At 66.7% G+C, this 24,285-nt stretch carries 19 protein-coding genes; 10 read left to right on the top strand and 9 right to left on the bottom strand.

Going from position 1 to position 24,285, the window contains the following annotated elements:
- Together hemN and fnr are read left to right on the top strand one after the other, a co-directional pair.
- Positions 1–1,073: oxygen-independent coproporphyrinogen III oxidase (gene hemN / locus D0901_RS15695; protein ID WP_129141254.1), on the top strand; the 1,073-nt coding region annotated here is incomplete at its 5' end.
- 99 nt (positions 1,074–1,172) lie between these two features.
- Entirely contained in the window at positions 1,173–1,916 is a 744-nt protein-coding gene (gene fnr / locus D0901_RS15690) for a fumarate/nitrate reduction transcriptional regulator Fnr (protein ID WP_129141253.1), read from the top strand.
- 82 nt (positions 1,917–1,998) lie between these two features.
- On the opposite strand, the gene ttcA is transcribed toward fnr, so the two are convergent.
- From ttcA to D0901_RS15670, 4 genes are all read right to left on the bottom strand, one after another.
- Complete coding sequence (ttcA, locus tag D0901_RS15685; RefSeq protein WP_129141252.1) at positions 1,999–2,853, bottom strand: tRNA 2-thiocytidine(32) synthetase TtcA; 855 nt, start codon at positions 2,851–2,853, stop codon at positions 1,999–2,001.
- Positions 2,854–3,086: 233 nt separating this feature from the next.
- Positions 3,087–3,308 (bottom strand): hypothetical protein, encoded by a 222-nt coding sequence (locus D0901_RS15680; protein WP_129141251.1) that lies wholly within the window; start codon positions 3,306–3,308, stop codon positions 3,087–3,089.
- A 35-nt stretch (positions 3,309–3,343) separates the two neighbouring features.
- Positions 3,344–3,961 (bottom strand): 3'-5' exonuclease, encoded by a 618-nt coding sequence (locus D0901_RS15675; RefSeq protein ID WP_129141250.1) that lies wholly within the window; start codon positions 3,959–3,961, stop codon positions 3,344–3,346.
- 50 nt (positions 3,962–4,011) lie between these two features.
- Complete coding sequence (locus D0901_RS15670) at positions 4,012–5,835, bottom strand: putative nucleotidyltransferase substrate binding domain-containing protein (protein ID WP_129141249.1); 1,824 nt, start codon at positions 5,833–5,835, stop codon at positions 4,012–4,014.
- A gap of 766 nt (positions 5,836–6,601) precedes the next feature.
- Between D0901_RS15670 and D0901_RS15665 the strand changes: the two genes are divergently transcribed.
- The 6 genes from D0901_RS15665 to mntR all read left to right on the top strand — a co-directional run bounded on the left by D0901_RS15665 (position 6,602) and on the right by mntR (position 15,183).
- Positions 6,602–6,862: a DUF4212 domain-containing protein gene (locus D0901_RS15665; protein ID WP_129141248.1), complete on the top strand. Its 261-nt coding sequence runs from the start codon at positions 6,602–6,604 to the stop codon at positions 6,860–6,862.
- Between the two features lie 6 nt (positions 6,863–6,868).
- On the top strand, positions 6,869–8,650 hold the full coding sequence (locus D0901_RS15660) for a sodium:solute symporter family protein (protein WP_129141247.1): 1,782 nt from the start codon (positions 6,869–6,871) through the stop codon (positions 8,648–8,650).
- A 96-nt stretch (positions 8,651–8,746) separates the two neighbouring features.
- On the top strand, positions 8,747–9,262 hold the full coding sequence (locus tag D0901_RS15655) for a hypothetical protein (protein WP_129141246.1): 516 nt from the start codon (positions 8,747–8,749) through the stop codon (positions 9,260–9,262).
- Between the two features lie 132 nt (positions 9,263–9,394).
- Positions 9,395–13,348, top strand: a complete 3,954-nt coding sequence (locus D0901_RS15650) for a hybrid sensor histidine kinase/response regulator (RefSeq protein ID WP_129141245.1) — start codon at positions 9,395–9,397, stop codon at positions 13,346–13,348.
- Between the two features lie 133 nt (positions 13,349–13,481).
- On the top strand, positions 13,482–14,762 hold the full coding sequence (locus D0901_RS15645) for an Nramp family divalent metal transporter (protein ID WP_129141244.1): 1,281 nt from the start codon (positions 13,482–13,484) through the stop codon (positions 14,760–14,762).
- Between the two features lie 10 nt (positions 14,763–14,772).
- Positions 14,773–15,183: a manganese-binding transcriptional regulator MntR gene (mntR, locus tag D0901_RS15640; protein WP_129141243.1), complete on the top strand. Its 411-nt coding sequence runs from the start codon at positions 14,773–14,775 to the stop codon at positions 15,181–15,183.
- 103 nt (positions 15,184–15,286) lie between these two features.
- Here mntR and D0901_RS15635 read toward each other — a convergent pair whose 3' ends face one another.
- The 3 genes from D0901_RS15635 to D0901_RS15625 form a co-directional block, all read right to left on the bottom strand.
- Complete coding sequence (locus tag D0901_RS15635; RefSeq protein WP_129141242.1) at positions 15,287–15,949, bottom strand: LuxR C-terminal-related transcriptional regulator; 663 nt, start codon at positions 15,947–15,949, stop codon at positions 15,287–15,289.
- A 284-nt stretch (positions 15,950–16,233) separates the two neighbouring features.
- Positions 16,234–18,183 carry an acetate--CoA ligase gene (gene acs / locus D0901_RS15630; protein WP_129141241.1) on the bottom strand — a complete coding sequence of 650 codons (1,950 nt, stop codon included), beginning with the start codon at positions 18,181–18,183 and terminating at the stop codon, positions 16,234–16,236.
- 181 nt (positions 18,184–18,364) lie between these two features.
- Positions 18,365–18,913: a SprT family zinc-dependent metalloprotease gene (locus D0901_RS15625; protein WP_129141240.1), complete on the bottom strand. Its 549-nt coding sequence runs from the start codon at positions 18,911–18,913 to the stop codon at positions 18,365–18,367.
- A 70-nt stretch (positions 18,914–18,983) separates the two neighbouring features.
- Between D0901_RS15625 and D0901_RS15620 the strand changes: the two genes are divergently transcribed.
- Complete coding sequence (locus tag D0901_RS15620) at positions 18,984–19,634, top strand: YecA/YgfB family protein (protein WP_129141239.1); 651 nt, start codon at positions 18,984–18,986, stop codon at positions 19,632–19,634.
- A gap of 170 nt (positions 19,635–19,804) precedes the next feature.
- On the opposite strand, the gene D0901_RS15615 is transcribed toward D0901_RS15620, so the two are convergent.
- Positions 19,805–20,926 carry a phospholipase D-like domain-containing protein gene (locus tag D0901_RS15615; RefSeq protein WP_129141238.1) on the bottom strand — a complete coding sequence of 374 codons (1,122 nt, stop codon included), beginning with the start codon at positions 20,924–20,926 and terminating at the stop codon, positions 19,805–19,807.
- A gap of 108 nt (positions 20,927–21,034) precedes the next feature.
- Between D0901_RS15615 and plsB the strand changes: the two genes are divergently transcribed.
- A complete protein-coding gene (gene plsB / locus D0901_RS15610; RefSeq protein ID WP_129141237.1) occupies positions 21,035–23,533 on the top strand; it encodes a glycerol-3-phosphate 1-O-acyltransferase PlsB in 2,499 nt (832 codons plus the stop codon).
- Here the strand turns inward: plsB and D0901_RS15605 are convergent.
- A complete protein-coding gene (locus tag D0901_RS15605) occupies positions 23,530–24,285 on the bottom strand; it encodes a class I SAM-dependent methyltransferase (RefSeq protein WP_233440446.1) in 756 nt (251 codons plus the stop codon). The two genes, plsB and D0901_RS15605, sit on opposite strands and share 4 nt — an antisense overlap.

Below are 24,285 nucleotides of genomic sequence, written 5' to 3'. Positions count from 1 at the left end.
CCCGCCGCGAGGTCCGGCAACTGCACTGGGGCGGCGGTACGCCGACCTTCCTGACGCTCGACCAGATGAGCGATCTGATCGACCGGCTGCACGCCCGCTTCGGGCTGTCGTCCGCGCCGGATCGCGACTACGCCATCGAGATCGACCCCCGCGAGGCCAATGTCCTGACCCTGCGCCATCTTCAGTCGCTGGGCTTCAACCGCATCAGCCTCGGCGTGCAGGACTTCGACATCGAGGTGCAGCGTGCCATCAACCGTGTGCAGCCGCGCCAGTTGACCGAGAACCTGGTCGAGGAGGCCCACCGGCTGGGCTTCTCGTCGCTCAACCTGGATCTGATCGTGGGGCTGCCGCACCAGACCCGCGACAGTTTCGCCGACACCCTGCAGCAGGTGATCAGCCTGGCACCGGCCCGGCTGTCGGTGTTCAACTACGCCCACCTGCCGGCGCGCTTCAAGGCCCAGCGTCGCATCGACCCGGCCACGCTGCCCTCACCCGAGGAGAAACTGGCGATCCTCGAGGTCACCCGCGCGCTGCTCGACGAGGCCGGCTACGTGCACATCGGCCTGGACCATTTCGCGCGGCCCACGGACAGTCTCGCCGTGGCCCAGCGCGAGGGGCGGCTGCACCGCAACTTCCAGGGTTACACCACCCACGGTGACTGCGATCTGGTAGGGCTCGGCGTCTCGGCGATCAGTCAGATCGACGACAGCTACGCCCAGAACCCGACGCGGCTCGCCGACTACGAGGCGGCGCTCGATGCCGGCCATCTGGCCACTTGCCGCGGACTGCGCCTGACCGCCGACGACCGCCTGCGACAATTTGTCATCCTGCGCCTGATGTGCGACCTCAGCCTCGATCTCGACGCGGTCGGCGAACGCTTCGGCCTCGATGCCACGGCCTATTTCGGCGAGGCCCTGAAACGGCTCGAGAGCGCCGAACGCGACGGCCTGGTGAGGCGTCACGGCAATCGCCTGACAGTCACGCCACTGGGCCAACTGCTGGTGCGCCATCTGGCGATGGCCTTCGACGCCCGCCTGGACGCCAAGGGCGACCGCTACTCCCGGATTCTCTGAGAACAACTATTGAGAAAAACTTTCACGATCATACCCTCGCTATATCACCCATAATGCAACTACCATAGCGGGAGTGCTTCGAAAGACTGGGAGACAACCATGGCGAATTCCGCCCTCCACGTGCGCCGGCCGCGACTTCAGGAAGCGCGTTGCCAGACCTGCAGCTTGAGTTCCCTGTGCCTCCCCCTGGCGCTGGGGACCCAGGAACTGGACAGCTTCGACGCGATCATCCAGCGCCGCGCGCCGCTCAAGAAGGGCGACACGCTGCTTCGCCAGGGCGATCCCTTCACCAGCGTGTTCGCGGTGCGCTCGGGCAGTCTCAAGCAGGTCAGTCACGAGGGCGACGGCGACGACCAGTTGACCAATTTCTACCTGCCCAGCGAACTGGTCGGGCTCGACGGCATCGACGAGCAGCACTACCCCGGCAGCATCATCGCCCTGGAGACCACCACGGTCTGCGAGATCCCCTTCGAGCGTCTCGACCAGCTTTCCGAGGCCCTGCCCGAGTTGCGTACCCAGCTCTATCGCAACATGAGCAAGGAGCTGCGCGACGACCGGCGCATGCTGCGCCTGCTGTCACGCAAGACCGCCGACGAGCGCCTGGCCAGCTTTCTGGTCAACCTGTCGACGCGCTTCCGGCGGCGCGGCTACTCCCCCTACAGTTTTCGCCTGTCGATGGCCCGCGCCGACATCGGCAACTATCTGGGGCTCGCCGTGGAGACCGTCAGCCGGATCATCGGTCGCTTCCAGCAGCAGAAGCTGGTCGACGTCCAGGGGCGCGAAGTCAACATCCTCGACCTCGAGGCCCTGGAGGAAATGGCGGAGGGCTCCGGCTGTCAGTGACAGCCCACTTGGCATTCGCGAAAACACCACGGCCCGCCGATGCTCGGCGGGCCGTGGTGTTTTCGGTCGGGGGTTGTTTCGCTCAGGCTTCGCGCGCCAGCAGATCGAAGGCCTCGATCCGCGAGGCGTTGAGACGCTGCTGCTTGTCCTCGAGCCCCTGGAAATCGAACAGGTCGCGATCGGCGAGCTGTGACGGGGCGACGTTGGTGACCGCCTTGAACATCGTCTCCAGCCGGCCGGGGTGAGTCTTTTCCCAGTCGGCGAGCATCTCCTTGACCACCTGACGCTGCAGGTTGGGCTGCGAGCCGCACAGGTTGCAGGGGATGATCGGGAATTCCATCAGCCGCGCGAACTCGGCGATGTCCGCCTCGCGGCAGTAGGCCAGCGGGCGGATGACGATGTTCTTGCCGTCGTCGGAGAGCAGCTTGGGCGGCATCGACTTGAGGGTTCCGCCGTAGAACATGTTGAGGAACAGCGTCTCGAGGATGTCCTCGCGGTGATGGCCGAGCGCCACCTTGGTGGCGCCGATCTCCTCGGCGAAACCGTACAGCGAGCCACGCCGCAGTCGCGAGCACAACGCGCAGGTGGTCTTGCCCTCCGGGGTCTTCTCCTTGACCACCGAATAGGTGTCGCGCTCGAGGATGTGATAGTCGACGCCGATGCCGTCGAGGTATTCGGGCAGCACGTGTTCGGGGAAACCAGGCTGCTTCTGATCGAGGTTGACCGCCACCAGCGAGAAGTCCACCGGCGCGTTGCGCTGCAGGTTGCGCAGGATCTCGAGCATGGTGTAGGAGTCCTTGCCGCCGGACAGACACACCATGACCTTGTCGCCGTCGCCGATCATTCCGTAATCGATGATCGCGTTGCCGACCTGGCGACGCAGGCGCTTCTGCAGCTTGTTGAACTCGCGTTTCTGATTACCGGTAAGTGCTTGCATGGGTCGTGCGACACGCAGGGAGAAGTGGAAGGCGCGCCTATGCTACCACCCACTCCCGCGACTTGCGATGTCCCGCCGTGGCGGTGCCGTCAGAGGGTGTTTACAAAATGCCTGCGCTCGGCAATACGGCGTTAAAATCGATCTCAAAATGCTCATTTACCCCGTGTAAACTCCGCTTTTTCGGCCGATTTTGCCTTGTCTTGCCTTCGCTCGCCTAATTTGTAAAAACCCTCTCAGAGGACGTTCAGCAGCATCAGGTAGCGCAGCACCACGCCCGGCAGGATCAGCACGATGCCGATGCGCTGGCAATGGAACTCGCCGCGGTTGAGTCCCAGGCGCCGGCGCCAGAACAGCAGCACGCCGTGCAGGTCCTGGGTGCGTCTCACGTAGCACAGGTTGGCGAGCATCAGGAGTCCGACCCCCGCCATCAGCAGGCCATTCTGCAGCCATTCCATTCGTTCGCGTCCTCGCTATCCGGGTTGTCGTTCATTCAGCAGGCTTCCAGGGCCCCCTGCTTCAAGCGCACGTACATCAGGGCGGTGGTCACGGCGTCGCCCAGCGCGGTGTGGCGCTGCATCAACGGCACCCGCAAGGCCCGGGCGACGCTTTCGAACCCCAGGTGCGGCTCGACCTGGGGATGGGTACGGCGCATCCGGCGACGGTACGCCTGGGCCAGATCGACGGTGGCGTTGGGCAGATCGAACCCGAACAGCGGCCGCAACTGGCGATTGATCACCGCCACGTCGTAGTCGACGCACCAGCCCAGCAGCGGGCGATTGCCGATGAAGTCGAGCAGGCGTTCCAGGGCATCGCCGAGCGAGACGCCACCGTGGAGGTCGATACCGCGCAGCCCGTGGACCTTGATCGACTCCCCGGTGAGGCTCGCGGGGCGTTCCAGGCGCAGGTCGAGGGCATCGCTGGTGAGCACGCGGCCGTCCTTGATCCTCACCGCGGCCACCGACACCAGGTCCGCCGTGCGCGGGTCGAGCCCGGTGGTCTCGCAGTCGATCGCCACCAGTTCGTCGCCGGTGTAGGGGTTGAAGAGCCAGCCGTAGCGGCCGTTGACCTGTCGGCGGCGGTCGGCCGCGCGACGCAGGGATCGAAGCATCACGACACTCCCTTAGCGAGCCACGTCGACATCCGGTTCGACGGGCCTGTTCAGTACTCGAGATGAAAACGTTGGGTCAGGCGCTGCTTGAACTCCTTGACCAGGTGCAGCGCCTCGCGCAGCAGGTCGCGCTCCAGCGACGACAGGCGCTGCACCACCACCCGGTTGGCGCTGTCGAGCGCGCCCGGCGGTTCGTCGAGGCGCGCCAGTTGCTGGGTGAGCCGCAATTCGGCGAACAGCGTCAACGCTTCACCCAGGTCCTCGGCGAAGCGTGCCTCCAGATGACCCTCGTCGGCCAGCGCCTCGAGCCGGGCCAGCGTCGAGGTCGGCCGCAGGCGGTGTTCGAGGGCCAGGGCACGCACGCCGTGGACGATCGGAAAGATCCCGCCCTTCTTGATGTCGATGCCGTGCTGGGGGCGCTTGAGCGAGCCGAACAGGGTCAACGGCGTGGAGAAGCTCAGCGCCGCCCGGGCGAAATGCGCCAGCAGCATCTGGTCGTGCGAGCAGCGCGCGAACAGCGTCTCGCGCACGGGCTCCAGCAACCGCGGGTCGCCGGCCACGGCATGGGCGTCGAGCAGGATCGCCAGGTTCATCAGCGCCGGACCGTCGCCCTCGTCGGCCCAGTGGTGGATGCGCTGACACCAGCCGCTGACGGTGTTCACCCACTGCGGATTGCTGACCATGATGTTGCCCGGGCAACGTGGGTAACCCAGTTCGAGCAGGGTCTCGGTGAAGCGCGTCATCTGCTCGCCGCGCTCGGCCCAGTCGCCGTCGTCGGCGAGGATCAGGGCGTTGTCCTGGTCGGTCTTGAGGATCTGCTCGCCGCGCCCTTCGCTACCCAGCACCAGCAGGCAGCAGGCCTCGCGCTGCGCCGGCGTCACCAGGAACTCGAAGGCCTTGTCGATGATCCGGCCGTTGAGGGCGGCCAGCAGCTCCATCGCGAAGCGCAGCTTGACCCCCTGGGCCATCAGTGTCTGGACCAGCGAAGGCAGGCGCGCGCTGGCCTGGGCCAACGCCTCGAGGTCATCGGCCTGCTCCAGCTCCAGGCTGACCATGTGCGAACGGCTCGAGAAGAAGCTCAGCACGTCGGTCATCTCGACGACACCCGCCGGCTGGTCGTCGTCGCCGATCACCACCACCCGCTCGATGCCATGACGCGTCATGCTGACCAGCGCCTGGAACAGGTAGTCGTCGGCCCGGGCGGTGACCAGCTCGACGTGCGCGAGCTCGGCCACCGGGTGTTCGCGGGGCAGGCCACGGGCCACCAGGGCATCGAGCAGATCGGTCTTGGTGAGCATGCCGAAGCGGTCGTCGACGGCCACCAGCAGACTGTCGGCACGGGTGTCACGCAGTCGCGCCGCAGCCTCGCCGATCGATGTCTCGCCGGCGACCACCCGCGGCGAACGCTGGCAGTCGGCGACCCTGGCGAGCATGAACCCGGCGAGCGTGGCGCCGCCCGCGGATCGCCGTTCGGCCAGCAGGCGTGTCTTGGCGGCGAGACTCTGGCGGAAATAGTCGGCGAAGGCCGGATGGGCCTCGCAGAGCTGCTCGAAGAGCTGGCGCGGCAGCAGGTAGCAGAGGCTTTCCTGCTCGGCGATGAAGCGGTAACGGCTTTGCCCGTTGAGAATGCTGATCGCGCCGAACAGGTCGCCCGTGGTGTAGTGGCCGATGCGCGCCTGCTCGCCGGGCTGACCGGTATCCAGTTCGGCGACTTCGCCCTTGTGAATGACGAAGACATGATCGCCGGCCTGGCCGGCCTCGAGAATCACCTCGCCGGTATCGTAGTAAGCCAGGTCGACCCCGCTTCTGACCCGCGCCCGCCCTGCCTCGTCGAGCAGCGAGAACGGGGGTTGTGAAAGATCGATGTCGACCATTCGTAATCGCCCTCGTCATGACGGCCTCACCTCGCTGCCGATCATGAGCAGGCGAGCCATTGATCTTGCCACGCTGGCCTTCACCGATAGCGAGGTCCCACGCAAGCGGATGGCCCTCTCGGCACCACCCGGGCCACCTCGAGGACGGCCTCCAGCCCGACCACCACGAACGGCCCCTGGAAATCCGCTGGCCATGGCGCCAATCCGCAGCGGGGTTGGTAAATCCTCACGCGTCTTCACATGACACTGACCGACCTGCCGTCAGTACAAACCTAGAATATCCGATCCGCTTCTTTCAATTGAACATAGACCAAGGTTCTAGGGCGCCAACCGTTAGACCATTGTCCTATCCCCTCCTGGCTATACCATCGTCCTATATGGCAACCGCTCGTCTCGAAGGAAAGACAAAGAAAACAAATAAGCGATTGTTTTTAAAGATTTTTAAAAACAGCCGCTTTATCGTTTTCGGCTTATGAGACCAAAGTATGGGGATTTTATTTTCCAGGATTACTGACCAATATTACCCACGAATCATGTGGCGATTCGCCACGAAATGCAGCGTAACGACTCAAGGGAACCCAGCGGACAATAACGACATCACCGACTTTCGCAATAACGGAAAAGACAGTGTTTATATCGCCCTTTTCTGGCAAGGGCGTTAGTTCGTCAACTAAACGCTCGATCACCAACGACAACGGGAAGTCGACCGCCTGAGCGGCGTAAGGCCCCAACACTTCCTTCTTACCCACAAGCGGAGAGCGACGTCATGTCACAAGAAAAAGCCAATGCCGAAGCTTACTGGAAGGCCAACCTGAGATTGATCACGGGCTGCCTGATCGTCTGGGCACTGGTGTCCTACGGCTTTGCCATCCTGCTACGCCCCCTGCTGGCAGGCATCCCCGTGGGGGGCACCGACCTGGGCTTCTGGTTCGCCCAACAGGGCTCCATCCTGGTGTTCATCGGGTTGATCTTCTTCTACGCCTGGAAGATGAACCGGCTGGACAAGCAATTCGAACTCGGGGAGTAAACCGGCATGAGTCAATTTGCGATCAACGTCCTCTTTGTCGGCGCTTCCTTTGCGCTGTACATCGGGATTGCCATCTGGGCCAAGGCCGGGTCGACCAAGGACTTCTACGTCGCCGGGGGCGGCGTCCATCCGGTCACCAACGGCATGGCCATCGGCGCCGACTGGATGTCGGCGGCGTCGTTCATCTCCATGGCCGGCCTCATCGCCGCCGGCGGCTACGCCAACTCGACCTTCCTGATGGGGTGGACGGGCGGCTACGTGCTGCTGGCCATGCTGCTGGCGCCCTATCTGCGCAAATTCGGCAAGTTCACGGTCCCGGAGTTCATCGGCGACCGCTTCTACAGCAAGACGGCACGCATGGTCGCCGTGGTCTGCTTGATCGTGGCCTCGGTGACCTACGTCATCGGCCAGATGGCCGGGGCCGGCGTGGCCTTCTCGCGCTTTCTGGAGGTCGACGCGACCACCGGCCTGATCATCGCCGCCGTGGTGGTGTTCTTCTATTCGGTACTGGGGGGCATGAAGGGCATCACCTACACCCAGGTGGCCCAGTACATCGTGCTGATCATCGCCTATACCATTCCGGCCGTGTTCATCTCGCTGGAGCTGACCGGCAATCCGGTGCCGCCACTGGGCCTGTTCTCCGACCACAGCGCGTCGGGCGAGCCGCTGCTCGCCAAGCTCAATGAAGTGGTGACGGCGCTGGGCTTCAATGCCTATACGGCGATGGTCGACAACAAGCTCAACATGGTGCTGTTCACGCTGTCGCTGATGATCGGGACCGCGGGCCTGCCGCACGTCATCATGCGCTTCTTCACCGTACCCAAGGTGGCCGACGCCCGCTGGTCCGCCGGCTGGGCGCTGGTGTTCATCGGCCTGCTCTACCTCACGGCGCCGGCCGTGGCCTCGATGGCACGCCTCAACCTGGTGACCACCATCTATCCGGACATGGCGGGCCAGGTCGAGAATTACGACGCGGCCGCCGAGAACTCCATCGCCTACGCCGACCGGCCCAACTGGATCCGCACCTGGGAAGAGACCGGCCTGATCACCTTCCAGGACAAGAACGACGACGGCAAGATCGAGTTCTACAACCCCGCCGCCGACTTCTCCGACCGCGGCTGGGCCGGCAATGAACTGCAGGTCAACAACGACATCCTGGTACTCGCCAACCCGGAGATCGCCAATCTGCCCGGCTGGGTGGTGGGGCTGATCGCCGCCGGCGGTCTGGCGGCGGCGCTGTCCACCGCGGCCGGCCTGCTGCTGGCGATCTCCTCGGCGATCAGTCACGACCTGATCAAGGGCGCGATCAACCCGCGAATCACCGAACGCGGGGAGCTGATGGCGGCGCGCATCTCGATGTCGGTGGCGATCGTCGTGGCCACTTACCTGGGTGCCAACCCGCCGGGGTTCGCCGCCCAGGTCGTGGCCCTGGCCTTCGGCATCGCCGCCGCCTCGCTGTTCCCGGTGCTGATGATGGGGATCTTCTCCACCCGGGTGAACAACAAGGGCGCCATCGCCGGTATGCTCGCCGGTCTGATCTTCACCCTCGTCTACATCTTCGTCTACAAGGGCTGGTTCTTCATTCCCGGCACCAACAACCTGCCCGACACGGTGGATCACTGGGTGCTGGGAATCTCCCCGCTCTCCATCGGTGCCGTGGGTGCGGTGATCAACTTCGCCGTGGCCTATCTCGTCTCCAACGCCACCGAGGAGCCGCCGCAGGAGATCCAGGATCTGGTACAGAGCGTGCGTTATCCCAAGGGCGCTGGTGGTGCCGTCGACCACTAGGCGATAATGCCCCCGGCTCGGCGCAGACCCGGGCCGCGGGACCACACTTCATCGGGCTTCCCGTCGGGAAGCCCGATGTCATGAGAAGGGGACGGCATGGTTTGGCAATTGATCGCGGCGATCTTCGCCGGCCTGGGGGCCGCCGGCATCGGCCTGATTCTGCGACAGCTCAGCGGCAGGCGCCTGCCGCGCTGGATCGTGCCGGCACTGGGCGGGCTGGGGATACTCGGCTACCAGATTCACTACGAGTACACCTGGTTCGACCACAAGCAGGCCCAGTTGCCGGCCTCGGCCACCGTGGTGGATAGACACACCGAGCGCATGCCCTGGCGCCCCTGGACCTACATCGCTCCGCTGACCACCGCCTTCGACGTCGTCGACCGCGGCAACCTGGTCACCCGGAGCGCCGGCGAGGATCGGGTGGTCGAGTTCATCCTCTACCATTTCGAACGCCAGCCGGCCGACCGCGTGTCTCACCACCCCTATCTGCTGAACTGCGACGCCCGGGAGATCGTCCCGCTGGCCGAGCAGGACGGCCGGCCTCGCTACCCGGAGCTGCGTCGCGTCGAATCCTCGGCACCGCTGTTCCAGGCGGTCTGCGCCGGCGCCTGATCCCCCGGCGGCGGATCGCCGACCGCGACACGGTAAGGCCGGGGCGGATTTCGCTGCCCGGGCAAGGAACGACACGACTGCCCTCGTGCCCGCCATTCCCCTAGAATGGCGACAAACCAAGGGGGAGCTCGCATGTTCGCTGGCTGGCTGCTGATCGCCGTCTCGCTTTGCTACGTCGCCATCCTGTTCCTGATCGCCTGGCGCGGCGACCGTCACGCCAGGCGTCACGGGCCGGCGCAGCGCCGCCCGGTGATCTACAGCCTGGCGCTGGCCATCTACTGTACCTCGTGGACCTACTACGGTGCGGTGGGCCAGGCCGCCACGTCCGGCTGGTCGTTCGCCAGCATCTTCATCGGTCCGCTGCTGACCTTCGGGCTGTTCTGGCCGGTACTGGCCAAGATGATCCGTATCGCCAAGCGCCAGAACGTCACCTCGATCGCCGACTTCATCGCCTCGCGCTACGGCAAGACCCAGTCGCTGGCGGCATTCGCCAGCCTGGTGGCGCTGATCGGCACCCTGCCCTATATCGCCCTGCAGCTGAAGGCCGTGTCGTCGGCCTTCACGGTGCTCACCGATTCCTCCGACGTCACCCGCGCGCCGCTGCTCGGTGATACCGCCTTCTACGTCGCGGCGGTGATGGCGCTGTTCGCGATCCTCTTCGGCACACGCCATACCGATGCCACCGAACACCACGAAGGGCTGATCCATGCCATCGCCTTCGAATCGGTGATCAAGCTGGGCGCCTTCCTGGCGCTGGGCGCCTATGTCACCTGGGGGGTATTCGACGGCCTCGGCGACGTGCTCACGCGGGCCGACGACTTCCTGCAGCTCGAACGTCAGCTCACCGAACAGGACTTCGGGCAGAGTTTCTGGGCCCAGACCCTGCTGGCGATGCTGGCGGTGTTCTGCCTGCCGCGCCAGTTCCACGTCGCCGTGGTCGAGAACACCCACCGCGACGACGCCGCCCGGGCGCGCTGGCTGTTTCCGCTCTATCTGGTGGCCTTCGGGTTCTTCGTGCTGCCGCTGGCCGCCGCCGGCCTGACGCTGTTTCCCGACGGCACCGTCGAGCCGGACACTTTCGTGCTGGCGTTGCCGATCGCCCTCGACAACGACTGGCTGTCGCTGGCCACCTTCATCGGCGGCTTCTCGGCGGCCACCGGGATGGTGATCGTCGCTACCGTGGCGGTGTCGATCATGATCTCCAACGAGATCGTCATTCCGCTGCTGTTCCGCCTGCGCTGGTTCGATACCAAGGCCCGCGACTACGGGCGGCTGGTGCTGCGCGCCCGCCGCGTGACCATCGTGGTGATCCTGGCGCTGGCCTACGTCTTCTATCAGTTGATCGCCGAATTCAGCTCGCTGGCCTCCACCGGGATGCTCTCCTTCGCCGCCGCTGCCCAGTTCGCCCCGGCCCTGCTCGGCGGGCTCTACTGGAAGCGCGGCAACCGCCTGGGCGTGATCGTGGGCATGAACCTGGGCTTCGCCATCTGGGCCTATACCCTGCTGCTGCCGGCGCTGATCAAGGCCGGCGTGGTACCCGGCGAATGGCTGCTCGGCGGGCCCTTCGGCCTCGACTGGCTGTCGCCCTATCAGCTGTTCGGCCTGGGCATCGGCAGCCCCTTCACCCACGGCGTGATGCTCTCGCTGGGGGTCAATCTGTTCGGCTACATCTTCATCTCGCAGATCACCCCGCAGCGGGTGGTCGAGCGCATCCAGGCCTCGCTGTTCGTCGACAGCGTCGAGACCCGCCAGACCTCGGTCAACCGGCCCTGGACCGGCGCCACCACGGTGGGCGATCTCAAGGTGCTGTGCGAACGCTTCCTGGGGGCCGAACAGGTCGATCGCGCCTTCGACGACTTCGCGCTGCGCAACGGCCAGACACTCGATCACAACACCCGCGCCTCGATCGACGTCATCCAGTTCACCGAGCGCTTCCTGGCCTCGGTACTCGGCGCCTCGTCGGCGCGCATCGTGGTCAACTCGGCGCTGCAGGGGCGCGGCATCGGCATCTCGGACGTGATCTCGATCGTCGACGAGGCCTCGCAGGTCCTCGAGTTCAACCGCGCTCTGCTGCAGGCGACCATCGAGAACATCAACCAGGGCATCAGCGTGGTCGACCAGAACCTCAATCTGGTGGTGTGGAACCAGCGTTACCTGGAGCTGTTTCGTTTCCCCGATCACCTGATCCGCGTGGGTGCGGCCTTCGACAAGGTGCTGCGCTACAACGCCCACAACGGCGAGTACGGCCCCGGCGACCCCGAGGAACACGTCGAGCTGCTGATGGACAACATCCGTCAGGGCCATCCGCACCGGTACGTGCGCTATCGCCAGGACGGCACCGTGCTCGAGGTCCAGGGCAACCCCATGCCCGGCGGCGGTTTCGTCTACACCTACCAGGACATCACCCAGCAGAAGCGCACCGAGGAAGCGCTGATCCGCTCCGAGAACAATATCCGCATCTATACCGACAACGTGCCGGCGCTGATCGCCTACTTCGACAAGGAGTGCCGCTACCTCTTCACCAACCGGGCCTACGAGCAGGTCTTCGACATCGACCGCAACGAGGTGATCGGCAAGCGCGTGCAGAGCGTGATGTCGCCGGCGGTGGCCCGCGAGCGCTCGCCGTGGATGGACCGCGCCCTGGCCGGCGAGCGGGTGAGCTTCGAGATCTCGCTGGACGACGGTGAGGGCGGCACCCGCTACCTGCTGGTCACCTACACGCCCCACTTCGGCGACGGCGGCTCGATCCTGGGCTTCTTCGCGCTCTATCAGGACATCACCGAGCGCCGCCTGGCCGAGATCGCGCTGAAGGAGACCAACGAGAATCTCGAGGAGCGCGTCCGTGAACGCACCCAGGCGCTGTCGGAGGCCAACGCCGCGCTGCGCCAGGAAAACCGCGTGCGCGCCGAGGCCGAGCAGGCGCTGCGCCAGGCCAAGCAGGTCGCCGAGGACGCCAACGCCTCGAAGACCCGCTTCCTCGCCGCGGCCAGCCACGACCTGTTGCAGCCGCTCAACGCCGCGCGGCTGTTCACCTCGGCGCTGTCCCAGGAGACGCTCGCCGATGATCACCAGCGCACCATCGGCCACATCGACAATTCCCTGCAGGCCGCCGAGGAACTGCTCGGCACCCTGCTCGACATCTCCAAGCTCGACGCCGGGGCGCTGACGCCGCGGCGCAGTCAGTTCGCGCTGGCCGACATCTTCCGCCCGCTGCGTGCCGAGTTCGAGGTGATGGCCGAGGAGCGCGGGCTCGATCTGGACGTGGTGCCCACCGCCCAGTGGGTCGACAGCGACGCCCAGATGCTGCGCCGCATCGTGCAGAACTTCCTGTCCAACGCGCTGCGCTATACCCAGCACGGGCGGGTGCTGCTGGGTTGCCGGCGGCGCGGCGGACGACTGCGCATCGAGGTCTGGGACACCGGGCCGGGCATTCCCGAGGCCAAGCAGGCCGAGATCTTCCAGGAGTTCCGCCGTCTCGATCAGGCCTCGCGCCACAAGGAGAGCGAAAAGGGTCTGGGACTGGGCCTGTCGATCGCCGACCGCATGAGCCGCGTGCTCGATCACCCCATCCGGGTGCGCTCGTGGGAGGGCGTGGGCACGGTGTTCTCCGTCGACGTCCCCACGGTCAGCGCCCGCGAGGCGGCCAAGACCGGCGACGAGCCGCCGTCCCGGCGCGCCGGCAACAAGCTCGCCGGCACCCGGGTGGTGTGCATCGACAACGAGACGCTGATCCTCGAGGGCATGAAGGCGATGCTCAGCGGCTGGGGCTGCGAGGTGTTCACCGCCACCTCGATCGGCGGCGCCAAGTCGATCCTGCGCCATCTCGACGCCGATCCCGACGCGATCCTCGCCGACTACCATCTCGACAACGAGGTCACCGGGCTGATGGCGCTGGACGCCCTGCTCGAGCGTTGCAACGGCCCGGTACCGGGCATCGTGATCACCGCCGATCGCACCGAGGAGGTCGCCGATGCGATCAAGCGTGGCGGCTACCAGTTGCTGCTCAAGCCGGTACGCCCGGCCGCGCTGCGCGCGCTGTTGACGCGGACCCTGCAGGCCAATCGCGCCGCCCGCCAGGCCCCCTGAGCGGGCGAGCCCCGCCCATAGCGCGCGATAATCGCCGCCAATCGGGGACATCGGCAAAACCCTATTGGCCAACGTGCCGACGACTAGTTAACATCAGGACTAGTGATTAACCATGGTTAACAGGTCGCCCACGATGTTCTCCGCATTCTCCGACCAGACGATTCGCGACAAGGCCACCGCCACGCTGCGCGGTCAACGCAGCCGCTGGGGCTGGGCCCCGTTCCTCGGGCCGGCACTGATCGCCGCCGTGGCCTATATCGATCCCGGCAACTTCGCCACCAACATCGAAGCCGGCTCGCGCTACGGCTATGCCCTGCTCTGGGTGGTACTCGGTGCCAACCTGATGGCGATGCTGATCCAGTCCCTGTCGGCACGCCTGGGCCTGGCGACCGGCAAGAACCTGCCGGAAGTGATCCGCGAGCGCTACCCGCGCCCGGTCGTCTGGTTCTACTGGGTCCAGGCCGAGATCGTCGCCATCGCCACCGACCTCGCCGAGTTCCTCGGTGCGGCGCTGGCCTTCAACCTGCTGTTCGGCCTGAGCCTGATGGAAGGCGCCCTGCTCACCGGACTGATCACCTATCTGGCGCTGTTGATGCACCGTCAGGGCTTCCGGCTGATGGAGATCGTCATCGGCGCGATGATCCTGGCGGTCGCCACGGGGTTCCTGCTCGAGATGCTGCTCAGCCGTCCGGACCCGCAACCGCTGCTCGCGGGGCTGCTGATACCCGGCTTCCCCGATGGCTACGCGCTGTACCTGGCGGCCGGCATCCTCGGCGCCACGGTGATGCCGCACGTCATCTACCTGCACTCGGCGCTGTCGCAGAACCGCATCCGTCCCACCGACGACCGCGAACGCAAGCGCCTGATGCGCTATTACCGCATCGACGTGATCGTCGGCATGGCGATCGCCGGGCTGGTCAACCTGAGCATGCTGGCGATGGCCGCCGCGGTCTTCCACGCCCAGGGGCGCGACGACGTCGCCACCATCAGCGACAGCTATCAACTGCTGGCGCCGATGATGGGTCAGGAGACCGCCAGCATCATCTTCGGCGTGGCCCTGCTGCTCGCCGGGTTGTCGTCGTCGATCGTCGGCACGCTCTCGGGTCAGGTGATCATGCAGGGCTTCGTGCGCTTCACCATCCCCGTCTGGCTGCGCCGCCTGATCACCATGGCACCGGCGCTGGCGGTGATCATGCTGGGCATCTCCGAGCAGAAAGCACTGGTCGCCAGCCAGGTGATCCTGAGCTTCGGTATCCCCTTTGCCCTGGTGCCTCTGCTATTCTTTACGGCCAATCGCCGGATCATGGGCAATCTGGTCAACACCAGAATCGTCACCGGGATCGGCGGCCTCATCTGTGCCCTGATCATTGCCCTGAACGGCTACGTGTTATTTTTCACCCTCACGGGTAACTGACAGGCCTCGAATGAACTCTCTGCCCAAACACGAATTCTTCAAGCGCGTCCGGCAGGATCACCAGACCGAACTGGTCGAGGACTATGTCGAGGAGATCGCTCATCTCCACAATCGACACGGCGAGGCACGTGCCAGCGACCTGGCCGAATGCTTCGGCGTGAGCACCGCGGCGGTCTCCAAGATGGTCGCGCGACTCAAGCGCGACGGCCTGGTCATCGCCCGTCCCTACCGGGGCATCTTCCTCACCGAGCTCGGCGAATCGCTGGCCGAACGCGTCGCCAACCGCCACGTCGTGGTCCTCGACACGCTGCGCAAGCTGGGCGTCCCCGAGGACATCGCCCGTGCCGACTCGGAAGGCATCGAACACCACTGCAGCGACGAGACCGTCGCCGCGATGCGCCGCTTCCTCGAGCACTCTTGAAGCACACACAACGTCACTGACGCGACACCCGAAAAAAAGCCGCCCCGCACAGCGTGCGGGGCGGCTTTTTCGTCGATGCCGGACGAGTCGACTCGCGTCGGGCTCAGGACTCCACCTTGGGCGGCTCCACCTCGAGCTTCTGGGCAGCGATCACCGCCTGGGTCCGCGAATGCACCCCGAGCTTGCGCAGGATCGCCGTGACGTGCGCCTTGATGGTCGCCTCGCTGACATTGAGCTCGAAGGCGATCTGCTTGTTGAGCAGCCCCTCGGTGAGCATGTTGAGCACCCGGAACTGCTGGGGCGTCAGCGACGCGATCGCCTCGGCGAACCGGGCATCCTCCTCGTCGGACTCGCCGATCGCTTCGGCGATCTCCTCGGGTAGCCAGATCTCGCCGTCGAGAATCTCGCCGACCGCCTCGGCGATCACCGTCAGCGACGCCGACTTGGGAATGAACCCCGACGCCCCGTAGTCGATGGCGCGGCGTACCACGTGCGGTTCGTCGCTGCCGGAGATCACCGCCACCGGGATCTCCGGCGTCTGACCGCGCAACTGGATCAGTCCCGAGAAACCGTGCGCCCCGGGCATGTGCAGATCGAGCAGGATCAGATCGGCATCGGGATGGCGGGTTACCACCTCGGTCGTGGCATCCATGGTGTCGGACTCGACGATTTCGGCCTGCGGTGCGACCTGACGCAGCGCCTGGGTCAAGGCTGCTCGAAACAGCGGGTGATCATCGGCGACGATGAATTTCTGGGCAAAAGCCATTGAGTCTCCTCCGGATCCTCCTGCAGCGAGCCGCCGCGCCTCGGGGAACCCCCGACGACGCCAGGCTTGTCGCCTCTCGTGTCTGGCATGTTACCCCATGCCCCGCCCGATTCCCAAGCGCCGTCAAGCGCCCCGTCGATACTCGGCGGACCCATGAAAAAACCGGCCCCGAAAGGCCGGCATGAAAGGCCGAATGCCACCGTCTGAAGTGGCGTGCTTTCCGCCGGGTCACGCCTCGACCATGGGGCGTGACCGGCGCTGCGGCGGCACCGGCGAGACAGACGTCAGCGATTGGCGCGGTTGGCGATCAGATCCTCGACCACGCTCGGGTCGGCCAGGGTGCTGGTATCGCCCAGCCCGTCGGTCTCGTTGGCGGCGATCTTGCGCAGGATGCGGCGCATGATCTTGCCCGACCGGGTCTTGGGCAGGCTCGGCGCCCACTGGATCACGTCCGGCGAGGCGATCGGCCCGATGTCCTTGCGCACCCACTGGGTGAGCTCCTTCTTGAGTTCGTCGCTGGGCTCGTACTCGTCGCCCAGGGTGACGTAGATGTAGATCCCCTGACCCTTGATGTCGTGGGGATAGCCGACCACCGCGGCCTCGGCCACCGCCTGGTGGGCGACCAGCGACGACTCGATCTCGGCGGTACCCATGCGATGGCCGGAGACGTTGATCACGTCGTCGACGCGTCCGGTGATCCAGTAGTAGCCGTCCTCGTCGCGGCGGCAGCCGTCGCCGGTGAAGTACATCCCCTTGTAGGCGGAGAAGTAGGTGTCGACGAAGCGCTCGTGGTTCTTCCAGATGGTACGCGCCTGGCCCGGCCAGGAATCCAGGATCACCAGGTTGCCGTTGGTGGCGCCCTCGAGAATGTTGCCCTCGCTGTCGACCAGCGCCGGCTGCACGCCGAAGAACGGCCGCGTCGCCGACCCCGGCTTGAGGTCGATGGCGCCGGGGAGCGGCGCGATCATGATGCCGCCCGTCTCGGTCTGCCACCAGGTATCGACGATCGGGCACTTCGAGTTGCCGATCACCCGATAGAACCACTCCCAGGCCTCGGGGTTGATCGGCTCGCCCACCGAGCCCAGCACGCGCAGGCTGTCCCGCTTGCTGGAGTCCATGACGTTCTCGCCGTGAGCCATCAGCGCGCGGATCGCGGTGGGCGAGGTATACAGGATCGACACCCCGTGCTTGTCGATCACCTCGCCCATGCGCCCGGAGGTGGGATAGCTGGGCACGCCCTCGAACATCAGCGTGGTCGCGCCGTTGGCCAGCGGGCCATAGACGATGTAGCTGTGGCCGGTGATCCAGCCGACATCGGCGGCGCACCAGTAGACCTCGCCGTCGTGGTAGTCGAAGACGTACTGATGGGTCAGCGAGGCATGCAGCAGGTAACCGCCGGTGGTGTGCTTGAGCCCCTTGGGCTTGCCGGTGGACCCCGAGGTGTAGAGGATGAACAGTGCATCCTCGGCGTTCATGGGCTCGACCGGGCAGTCACTGGACTGCTTGTCGACGACCTCGTGGAACCAGACGTCGCGACCGTCGTGCCACTCGATGTCGCCGCCGGTGCGCTGGACCACCAGCACGTTGTCGACGACATCGGTGCCGTCGCGGGTCAGGGCGGCGTCGACGTTGTCCTTGAGCGGGACGCGCTTGCCGCCGCGCACCGATTCATCGGCGGTGATCACCAGCTTCGACTGGGCATCGACCACGCGCTGGGCCAGCGCGTCCGGCGAGAAGCCGCCGAACACCACCGAGTGGATGGCGCCGATGCGGGCGCAGGCGAGCATCGCCATCGCCGCCTCGGGAATCATCGGCATGTAGAGGGTGACGGTGTCGCCCTTGCCGACGCCGAGCGCCTTGAAGGCATTGGCGAGCTGGCTGGTGCGGGCATGCAGGTCGCGGAAGGTGTAGGTCTTGCTGTCGCCGGGCTCGTCCCCCTCCCAGATGATCGCCGGCTGGTCGCCGCGGCTCTCGAGATGCCGATCCACGCAGTTGTGACAGGCGTTGAGTTCGCCGTCCTCGAACCAGCGGATATCCACGTTGTGGGGGTCGAAGGAGGTGTGCTTGATCCTGGTCGGCGCCCGGCTCCAGTCGAGGCGCTTGGCCTGCTCGGCCCAGAAGCCTTCCGGGTCGTCGACGGACTGCTGGTACATCGACAGATAGGTGTCCTTGTCGGCCCATGCATTGGCCGCCATCGTCTCGCTGACCGGATGGACCTTCTGCTGTTCGGTCATATCGCCCCCGTCCTGGAAAGATCGATTGTCGAAGTTCGGTCCCGGCGCTCCGTCGAACGGTCGATACCGACCCGAAATTCACGCTGAATCTCCAACCAGCATATACCCACAGCGGGGCAAGGTCCCAATTAGACCTTGGTAGGAAGATTTTTTACAGATATTTCATTGACTTACGATTACATCAAGAGGTCGCCGAATCCGTATGCCGCAGCTGTTGTCGACAGTGTCGACAATAATACCGCTGACCGCCGACCGCCCGGGCGTGCCGTCGCTGACTGAAATGATGATCGCGACACGCGCAGCGATAGCGATGCGGGGCCGGGCTGGCCCGGCGGGTATCGAAACGGTGGGTGGCGCTCGGCTCGAGCCCGTAGAGACGACGCATCACGCTGCGCCACTCGTGCCCGTGGGGGCGCACCCGCTCGCCGCCCTCGAGATGATGGACCAGCCAGTGAGCCATCTCGTGGGGGATCACCTCGACGAAGAAGGCCAGGCGATTCTCGGCCAGCAGCACCGGGTTGAGACGCAGCCCGCCGCGGCCGAAGTGGGCCTGGCCGGCGCACTTGCCGCGCAGATCGAGCCACACCGCCGGCTGCGGCAGTTCGGGGAAGACCTCGCAGGCCAGGCGCCAGGCCGCCGCGCAGCGCGCACGGGCGGCGTCGTGCAACGCCTCGCGGGAGAGCGCGGCGAGCCAGTCGGTATCCGGGGTGGGGAGAGTCGGCGCTTGCATGGGAATGCTAGAATGCCGACGAACCCGGCGCGCGTCCAGCGCGTCCGTCTTGCCAGAGGATACGACGCCGATGCCCGAAGCGCTCCCGCCCCAGCCCCTGCTCGATGACGAGGAACTCGACCGCCTCGACGACTTTCTCGACTCCGGTCGCGCCGGCGAGGACGCCCTCGACCTGATCGGCGCCCACGGCTTTCTCGTTGCCCTGGCGGTGGCCCCGCGCGAGGTTCCGGCGAGCGTCTGGGTCGGCGAGCTCTTCCACGGCGAACCGGCCTTCGCCGACGATGCCGAGCGCGACGCCGTGCTCGGCCTGCTCGAGCGGTTGCGCGGCAATGCCATCGCCGCGCTCGAGCAGGGCCAGTTGCCGGAGTTGCCCTTCGAACTGACCCTCGACGGCCTGGCCCCCGAGGAGACGCCGATCGGCGACTGGTGCGCCGGCTTCATGGAAGGCGTGTTCCTCGACGAGAGCGCCTGGTTCGAACAGGACGAGGAAGCCGCCGCGACCCTGCTGCTGCCGTTCATGGCGTTGTCGGGGCTGTTCGACGACGAGCCCGACATGGCCGAGTTCATTCGCCGCCCGGCGGACGCCGAACGCCTGGTGACGCAACTGCCGGAACTGGTCCTCGATCTCTACCTGCACTACCGCGTGCCGCCGGAGACGCCCAAGCCCAAGCCGCGCGGCAAGTCGCCGGCCGGGCGCGGCAAGCGCAACAGTAAGCCGTAAGCTGAAAGCTGGAAGCTGGAAGCTGGAAGCTGGAAGCTGGAAGCTGGAAGCTGGAAGCTGGAAGCTGGAAGACAGCATGAGCCCGGCACAGCGGGGTCCAGGAGACGCTTCCAGCTTCATGCTTCGGCCCGCGAAGCGGGCGTGCTTCCCGCTCCCGGGCGAAGCCCGGTTCAACGCAGTCGAGTGACCCAGGCGTCCAGCGTGCCGTACAGCCACTCGCGCAGCCGTTGCCAGCGCGAGCGGCGTGCCCAGTCCTCGGGCAGGATCTCCACGCTCTGGGCGAAGTTGCGCTCGAACAGCGCCGCGATCTCCTTGGCGAAACGCGCGTCGTGCACTTCCTGATTGGCCTCCAGGTTCCATTGCAGGCTCCAGTGGTCGAAGTTGCACGAGCCGACCGTCGCCCAATCGTCGGCCAGCGAGAACTTGGCATGGATGAAGCGCGGCTGGAACTCGAAGATGCGCACCCCCGCGCGCAGCAAGCGCCCGTAGAAGCGCTGACCGGCATAGCGGATGCCGGGATGATCGTGGGCCTCGCCGGGCAGCAGCAGACGCACGTCGATCCCGCGCCGGGCGGCACGGGCCAGTCGCCGGCGCAGGCTCAGGGTGGGCACGAAGTAGGGCGTGCAGAACCAGATCCGCCGCTGGGCCTGGCGGAGCTGCTGGTGCAGTGACAGGCGAATCGCCTGATAGCGATAGCCCTGCCCCCAGACCACCCGCCCGCGCATGCCCTGGTAATCGTCGAGCGCGGCGACATCCAGCCCCAGGCGCTGGACCAGCCGCGGGTCGCCCTCGCCGCGGGTCAGCGGCGAATCCCAGAGGCGCGAGAACAGGCGTACCCAGTCGGCGACCACCGGCCCCTCGATGCGCACCGCGACGTCGAACCAGGTATCGAGGAACTCGTCGCTGGCGCCGAAGCCCCCGGTGAACGCCACCCGGCCATCGATGATCAGCAGCTTGCGATGGTCACGGGTGAAGTTCTTGCCCAGCCGATACCAGACCAGCGGGTTGAACACACGCAGCGCCACCCCGGCATCGACCAGTCGCCGGCGATCCGCCGCGGCGAGCTTCATCGAGCCGTAACCGTCGAGCAGCACCAGCACCTGGACGCCGCGTGCCGCCGCGGCGCCCAGCGCATCGATCAACTGCGAGGCCAGCGTCCCCGACTCCATCAGATAGAGTTCGAGCACGATCGACTGCCGCGCCCCGGCGATGGCCTCGGTCATCGCCGGCAGAAAGCAACGGCTCTCCGGCAATAACGCAAAGCGGTTGCCATCCCGCCAGACTCCACGCATCGTCTCTCCCCGTATCAACGGTCGTCATGCTCACAGCGCCCGACAGCACCACGCCGCGACGACGCAAAATCACTATACTGCCCCAACACTTATCGGATCGGCACCCGGATGGCATTACTCAACTCGCTGCTCCACCCGCTACGCGTCGTGCTGCGCCGTCTCCTGACCGCCTGGGTCGAGTTGCGCCTGATCGAGCCCGCCCCCGAGCGACTGGGGCTCGACCCCACACGCCCCACTCTCTACGTGCTGCCGCACCCGGCGCTGTCCGACCGCCTGCTGCTGGAAATCGTCTGCCGCCGCCACGGCCTGCCCGCCCCCGAGGCACGCTGGCGGGTGGGCAACGTGACCCGACGCGGCTGCCTGGCGCTACCCAGTCACAAGCGACGGCTGTGGCGTCGCCGTTCACCGGACGCCCCGTTCGGCGAACTGATCGACGCCCTGGCCGAGCATCCCGACGCCGACATCCAGTTGGTGCCGGTCAGCGTGTTCTGGGGCCGCGCCCCGGGCAAGACCTTCGGCTTCTGGAAGCTGCTCGCCGCCGACAGCTGGCAGCTTACCGGTCGCTTGCGCCGGGCACTGTCGATGCTGGTCAACGCACGCAACGTCGAACTCTACTGGGGCGAGCCGCTATCGCTGCGCGAGCTGCTCGACGAACGCCCCGCCGCGCTGACCCGGCGCAAGGTCTCGCGGGTCCTGCGTGTGCACTTCCGGCGCGTGCGCACGCGGGTGCTGGGGCCCGATCTGTCGCATCGACGCACGCTGATCGCGGGGCTGATCGCCGATCGCGAGATCCAGCGGGTGATCGACGAGACGGCCACCGCCCAGGGGCTGTCGCATGCGCGGGTCGAGCGCCGCGCACGTCGCTACGCCCGCGAGATCGCCTCCAATACCAGCTATCCGGTGCTGCGCTTCCTCGATCAGTTGCTGCACCGGCTGTGGAACCGGCTCTATGCCGGGGTGCGGATCAACGGGCTGGAACAGGTCAAGCGCCTGGCCGGCGACCACACCCTGGTCTATGTGCCCTGCCATCGCAGCCATATCGACTACCTGCTGCTCTCCTACGTGCTCTACCGCGAGGGGCTGATGCCACCGCACATCGCCGCCGGACGCAATCTCGACATGCCGGTGGTCGGCGCGCTGCTGCGCCGCGGCGGGGCCTTCTTCCTGCGTCGCAGCTTCAAGGACAACCGGCTCTACGGGGCGGTCTTCAACGAATACCTGCACCGTCTGCTGGCGCGCGGCCATCCGGTGGAGTACTTCATCGAGGGCGGGCGCTCGCGCAGCGGCCGCCTGCTGGCGCCGCGTCCCGGCATGCTGGCGATGACCCTGCGCTCCTACCTGCGCGGCACCCAGCGCGGCGTGGCCTTCGTGCCGGTCTACATCGGCTACGAGAAGGTGCTGGAAAGCGCCAGCTACCTGCGCGAGCTGCGCGGCGGGCGCAAGAAGAAGGAGTCGCCGCTGGACCTGTTCCGGGTGCTCGGCCAGTTGCGCCAGCCCTTCGGCCGGGTCCAGGTCAACGTCGGCGAGCCCCTCGAGCTCGACGACTTCCTCGACGCCGCCGCGCCGCACTGGCGCGACAGCCGCCACGAGACACGCCCCGCCTGGCTGAGCCGTACGGTGCCGTTGCTGGGTCGCGAGCTGGGCCAGCGGATCAACGCCGCCGCGGCGCTGAACCCGGTCAACCTCACCGCCCTGGTGCTGCTGGCGACGCCGCACCGGGCCATCGAGGCCGACCTGCTCGAGCACCAGATGACGTTGCTGGTGGCGTTGCAGCGCAGCCAGCCGGGCGGCAGCCGGGTGAGCCTGCCCGAGGGCACGCCGCGGGAGTGGCTGGCCGAAGCGCAATGGCTGGGCTTCGTCGAGCGCCGGTCGCAGGGGCTGGGCGAGCTGGTGCTCACCGACGGCGAACGCGCCACCCTGCTCACCTGGTATCGCAACAACGTCCAGCACCTGTTCGCGCTGCCCGCGCTGGTCGCCTTCGCCTTTCGCAACAACGCCCAGAATGACCTGGATACCCTGGATCAGCGCCTCGCCCCGGCCTGGCCGCTGATCGCCCAGGAGCAGTACGTTCGCCTGCCGGGCGCGGACTTTCGCCAGGCCCTGCAGGCCACGCTGGCGACCCTGGTCGATCACGGTCTGCTCGAGCGCACCGCGCAGGGCTGGCAGCGCCCGCCGGGGCACAGCCTCGCCAACCAGCAACTGCAATTGCTGGGCCGTCTGGTCCAGCCCACCCTGGAGCGCGGCTACCTGCTGCTGGCCGCGCTCTTGCGCCAGCCCAGCGCGAGCCTGACCCGCGACGCCCTCGAGGAGCGCAGCCGCCAGCTCGCCGAACGCCTGACCCTGCTCTCGGGGCTCAACGCCCCGGAATTCTTCGACCGGCGCCTGTTCAGCTCGCTGCTCGACAGCCTGGAAGCCGAAGGCTGGGTCTGGGAAAGCGACGGCCGGCTGGCCTTCGACGACCTGCTCGGCGAGGCCCTCAAGCGCAGCCGCAGCCTGTTCGACCCGGAACTGCGCCACCGCCTGCTGCAGATCGCCCGCCCCGCCGGGCCGGCGGCGGGCGATGACGAGGCACCGAGCCGCGCCGCGGCACAACAGGCAACGGACTAACCGCGCAGGGAGCGATGCACGTACAGATCGTAGCGACTGGTCTTGGCCTCGAGGCTGTGGGCCGGACGCGGTCCGTCGATCGGCGGGGCCTTGCGCGGGCGCTTGACCGCCACGCGGTGGGTGGCGACGTCGAGCGCCGCCTCGAGCAGCCTCGGGGCATCGTCGTCGTCGCCGGCCAGCTCGCGGAACACGCGCATCTCCTTCTTGACCAGCGCCGACTTGTCACGATGCGGGAACATCGGGTCGAGATGGATCACCTGGGCGGGAAAGTCGGCCGCCGCGACCGTCGCCGCCAGGGCCTCGGCGGCATCCGCGCGACGCAGCCGCAGGCGCGCGGCGATCGGCGCCACCTCGGCGTCACGACCGGAGCGAAGCAGGGCGTCCTCGAGCAGCGCGGCGATCGCCGTCACCCGCTCGAGCATCAGCACCTCGGCGCCCAGCGTGGCGAGCACGAAGGCATCGCGCCCCAGCCCGGCGGTGGCGTCGACGACATGCGGCGTGACCCCCTTGACCAGCCCGCAGGCCCGGGCCACCAACTGGCCGCGCCCGCCGCCGAAGCGCCGCCGGTGGCCCGCCTTGCCGGCGACGAAGTCCGCCAGCAACGGCTTGCCGTAACGTTGCGGATCGCCAGCGATCGCCAGACCGTCGGGCGTTTCGACCAGCGCCAGCCCCGTGGCGGGGGGCGTCGCCGACCAGCGCAAGCCCAGCCGCTCGGCGAGCTCGCGCAGCCCCTCGCCCACCGCCACCGGCAT

This window comes from Modicisalibacter coralii, from assembly GCF_004117855.1.
In the GTDB taxonomy this organism is placed as follows: Bacteria; Pseudomonadota; Gammaproteobacteria; order Pseudomonadales; family Halomonadaceae; genus Modicisalibacter; species Modicisalibacter coralii.
Note: the sequence above shows the minus strand (reverse complement) of the source record. Positions and strands in the feature narration are given on the sequence as shown.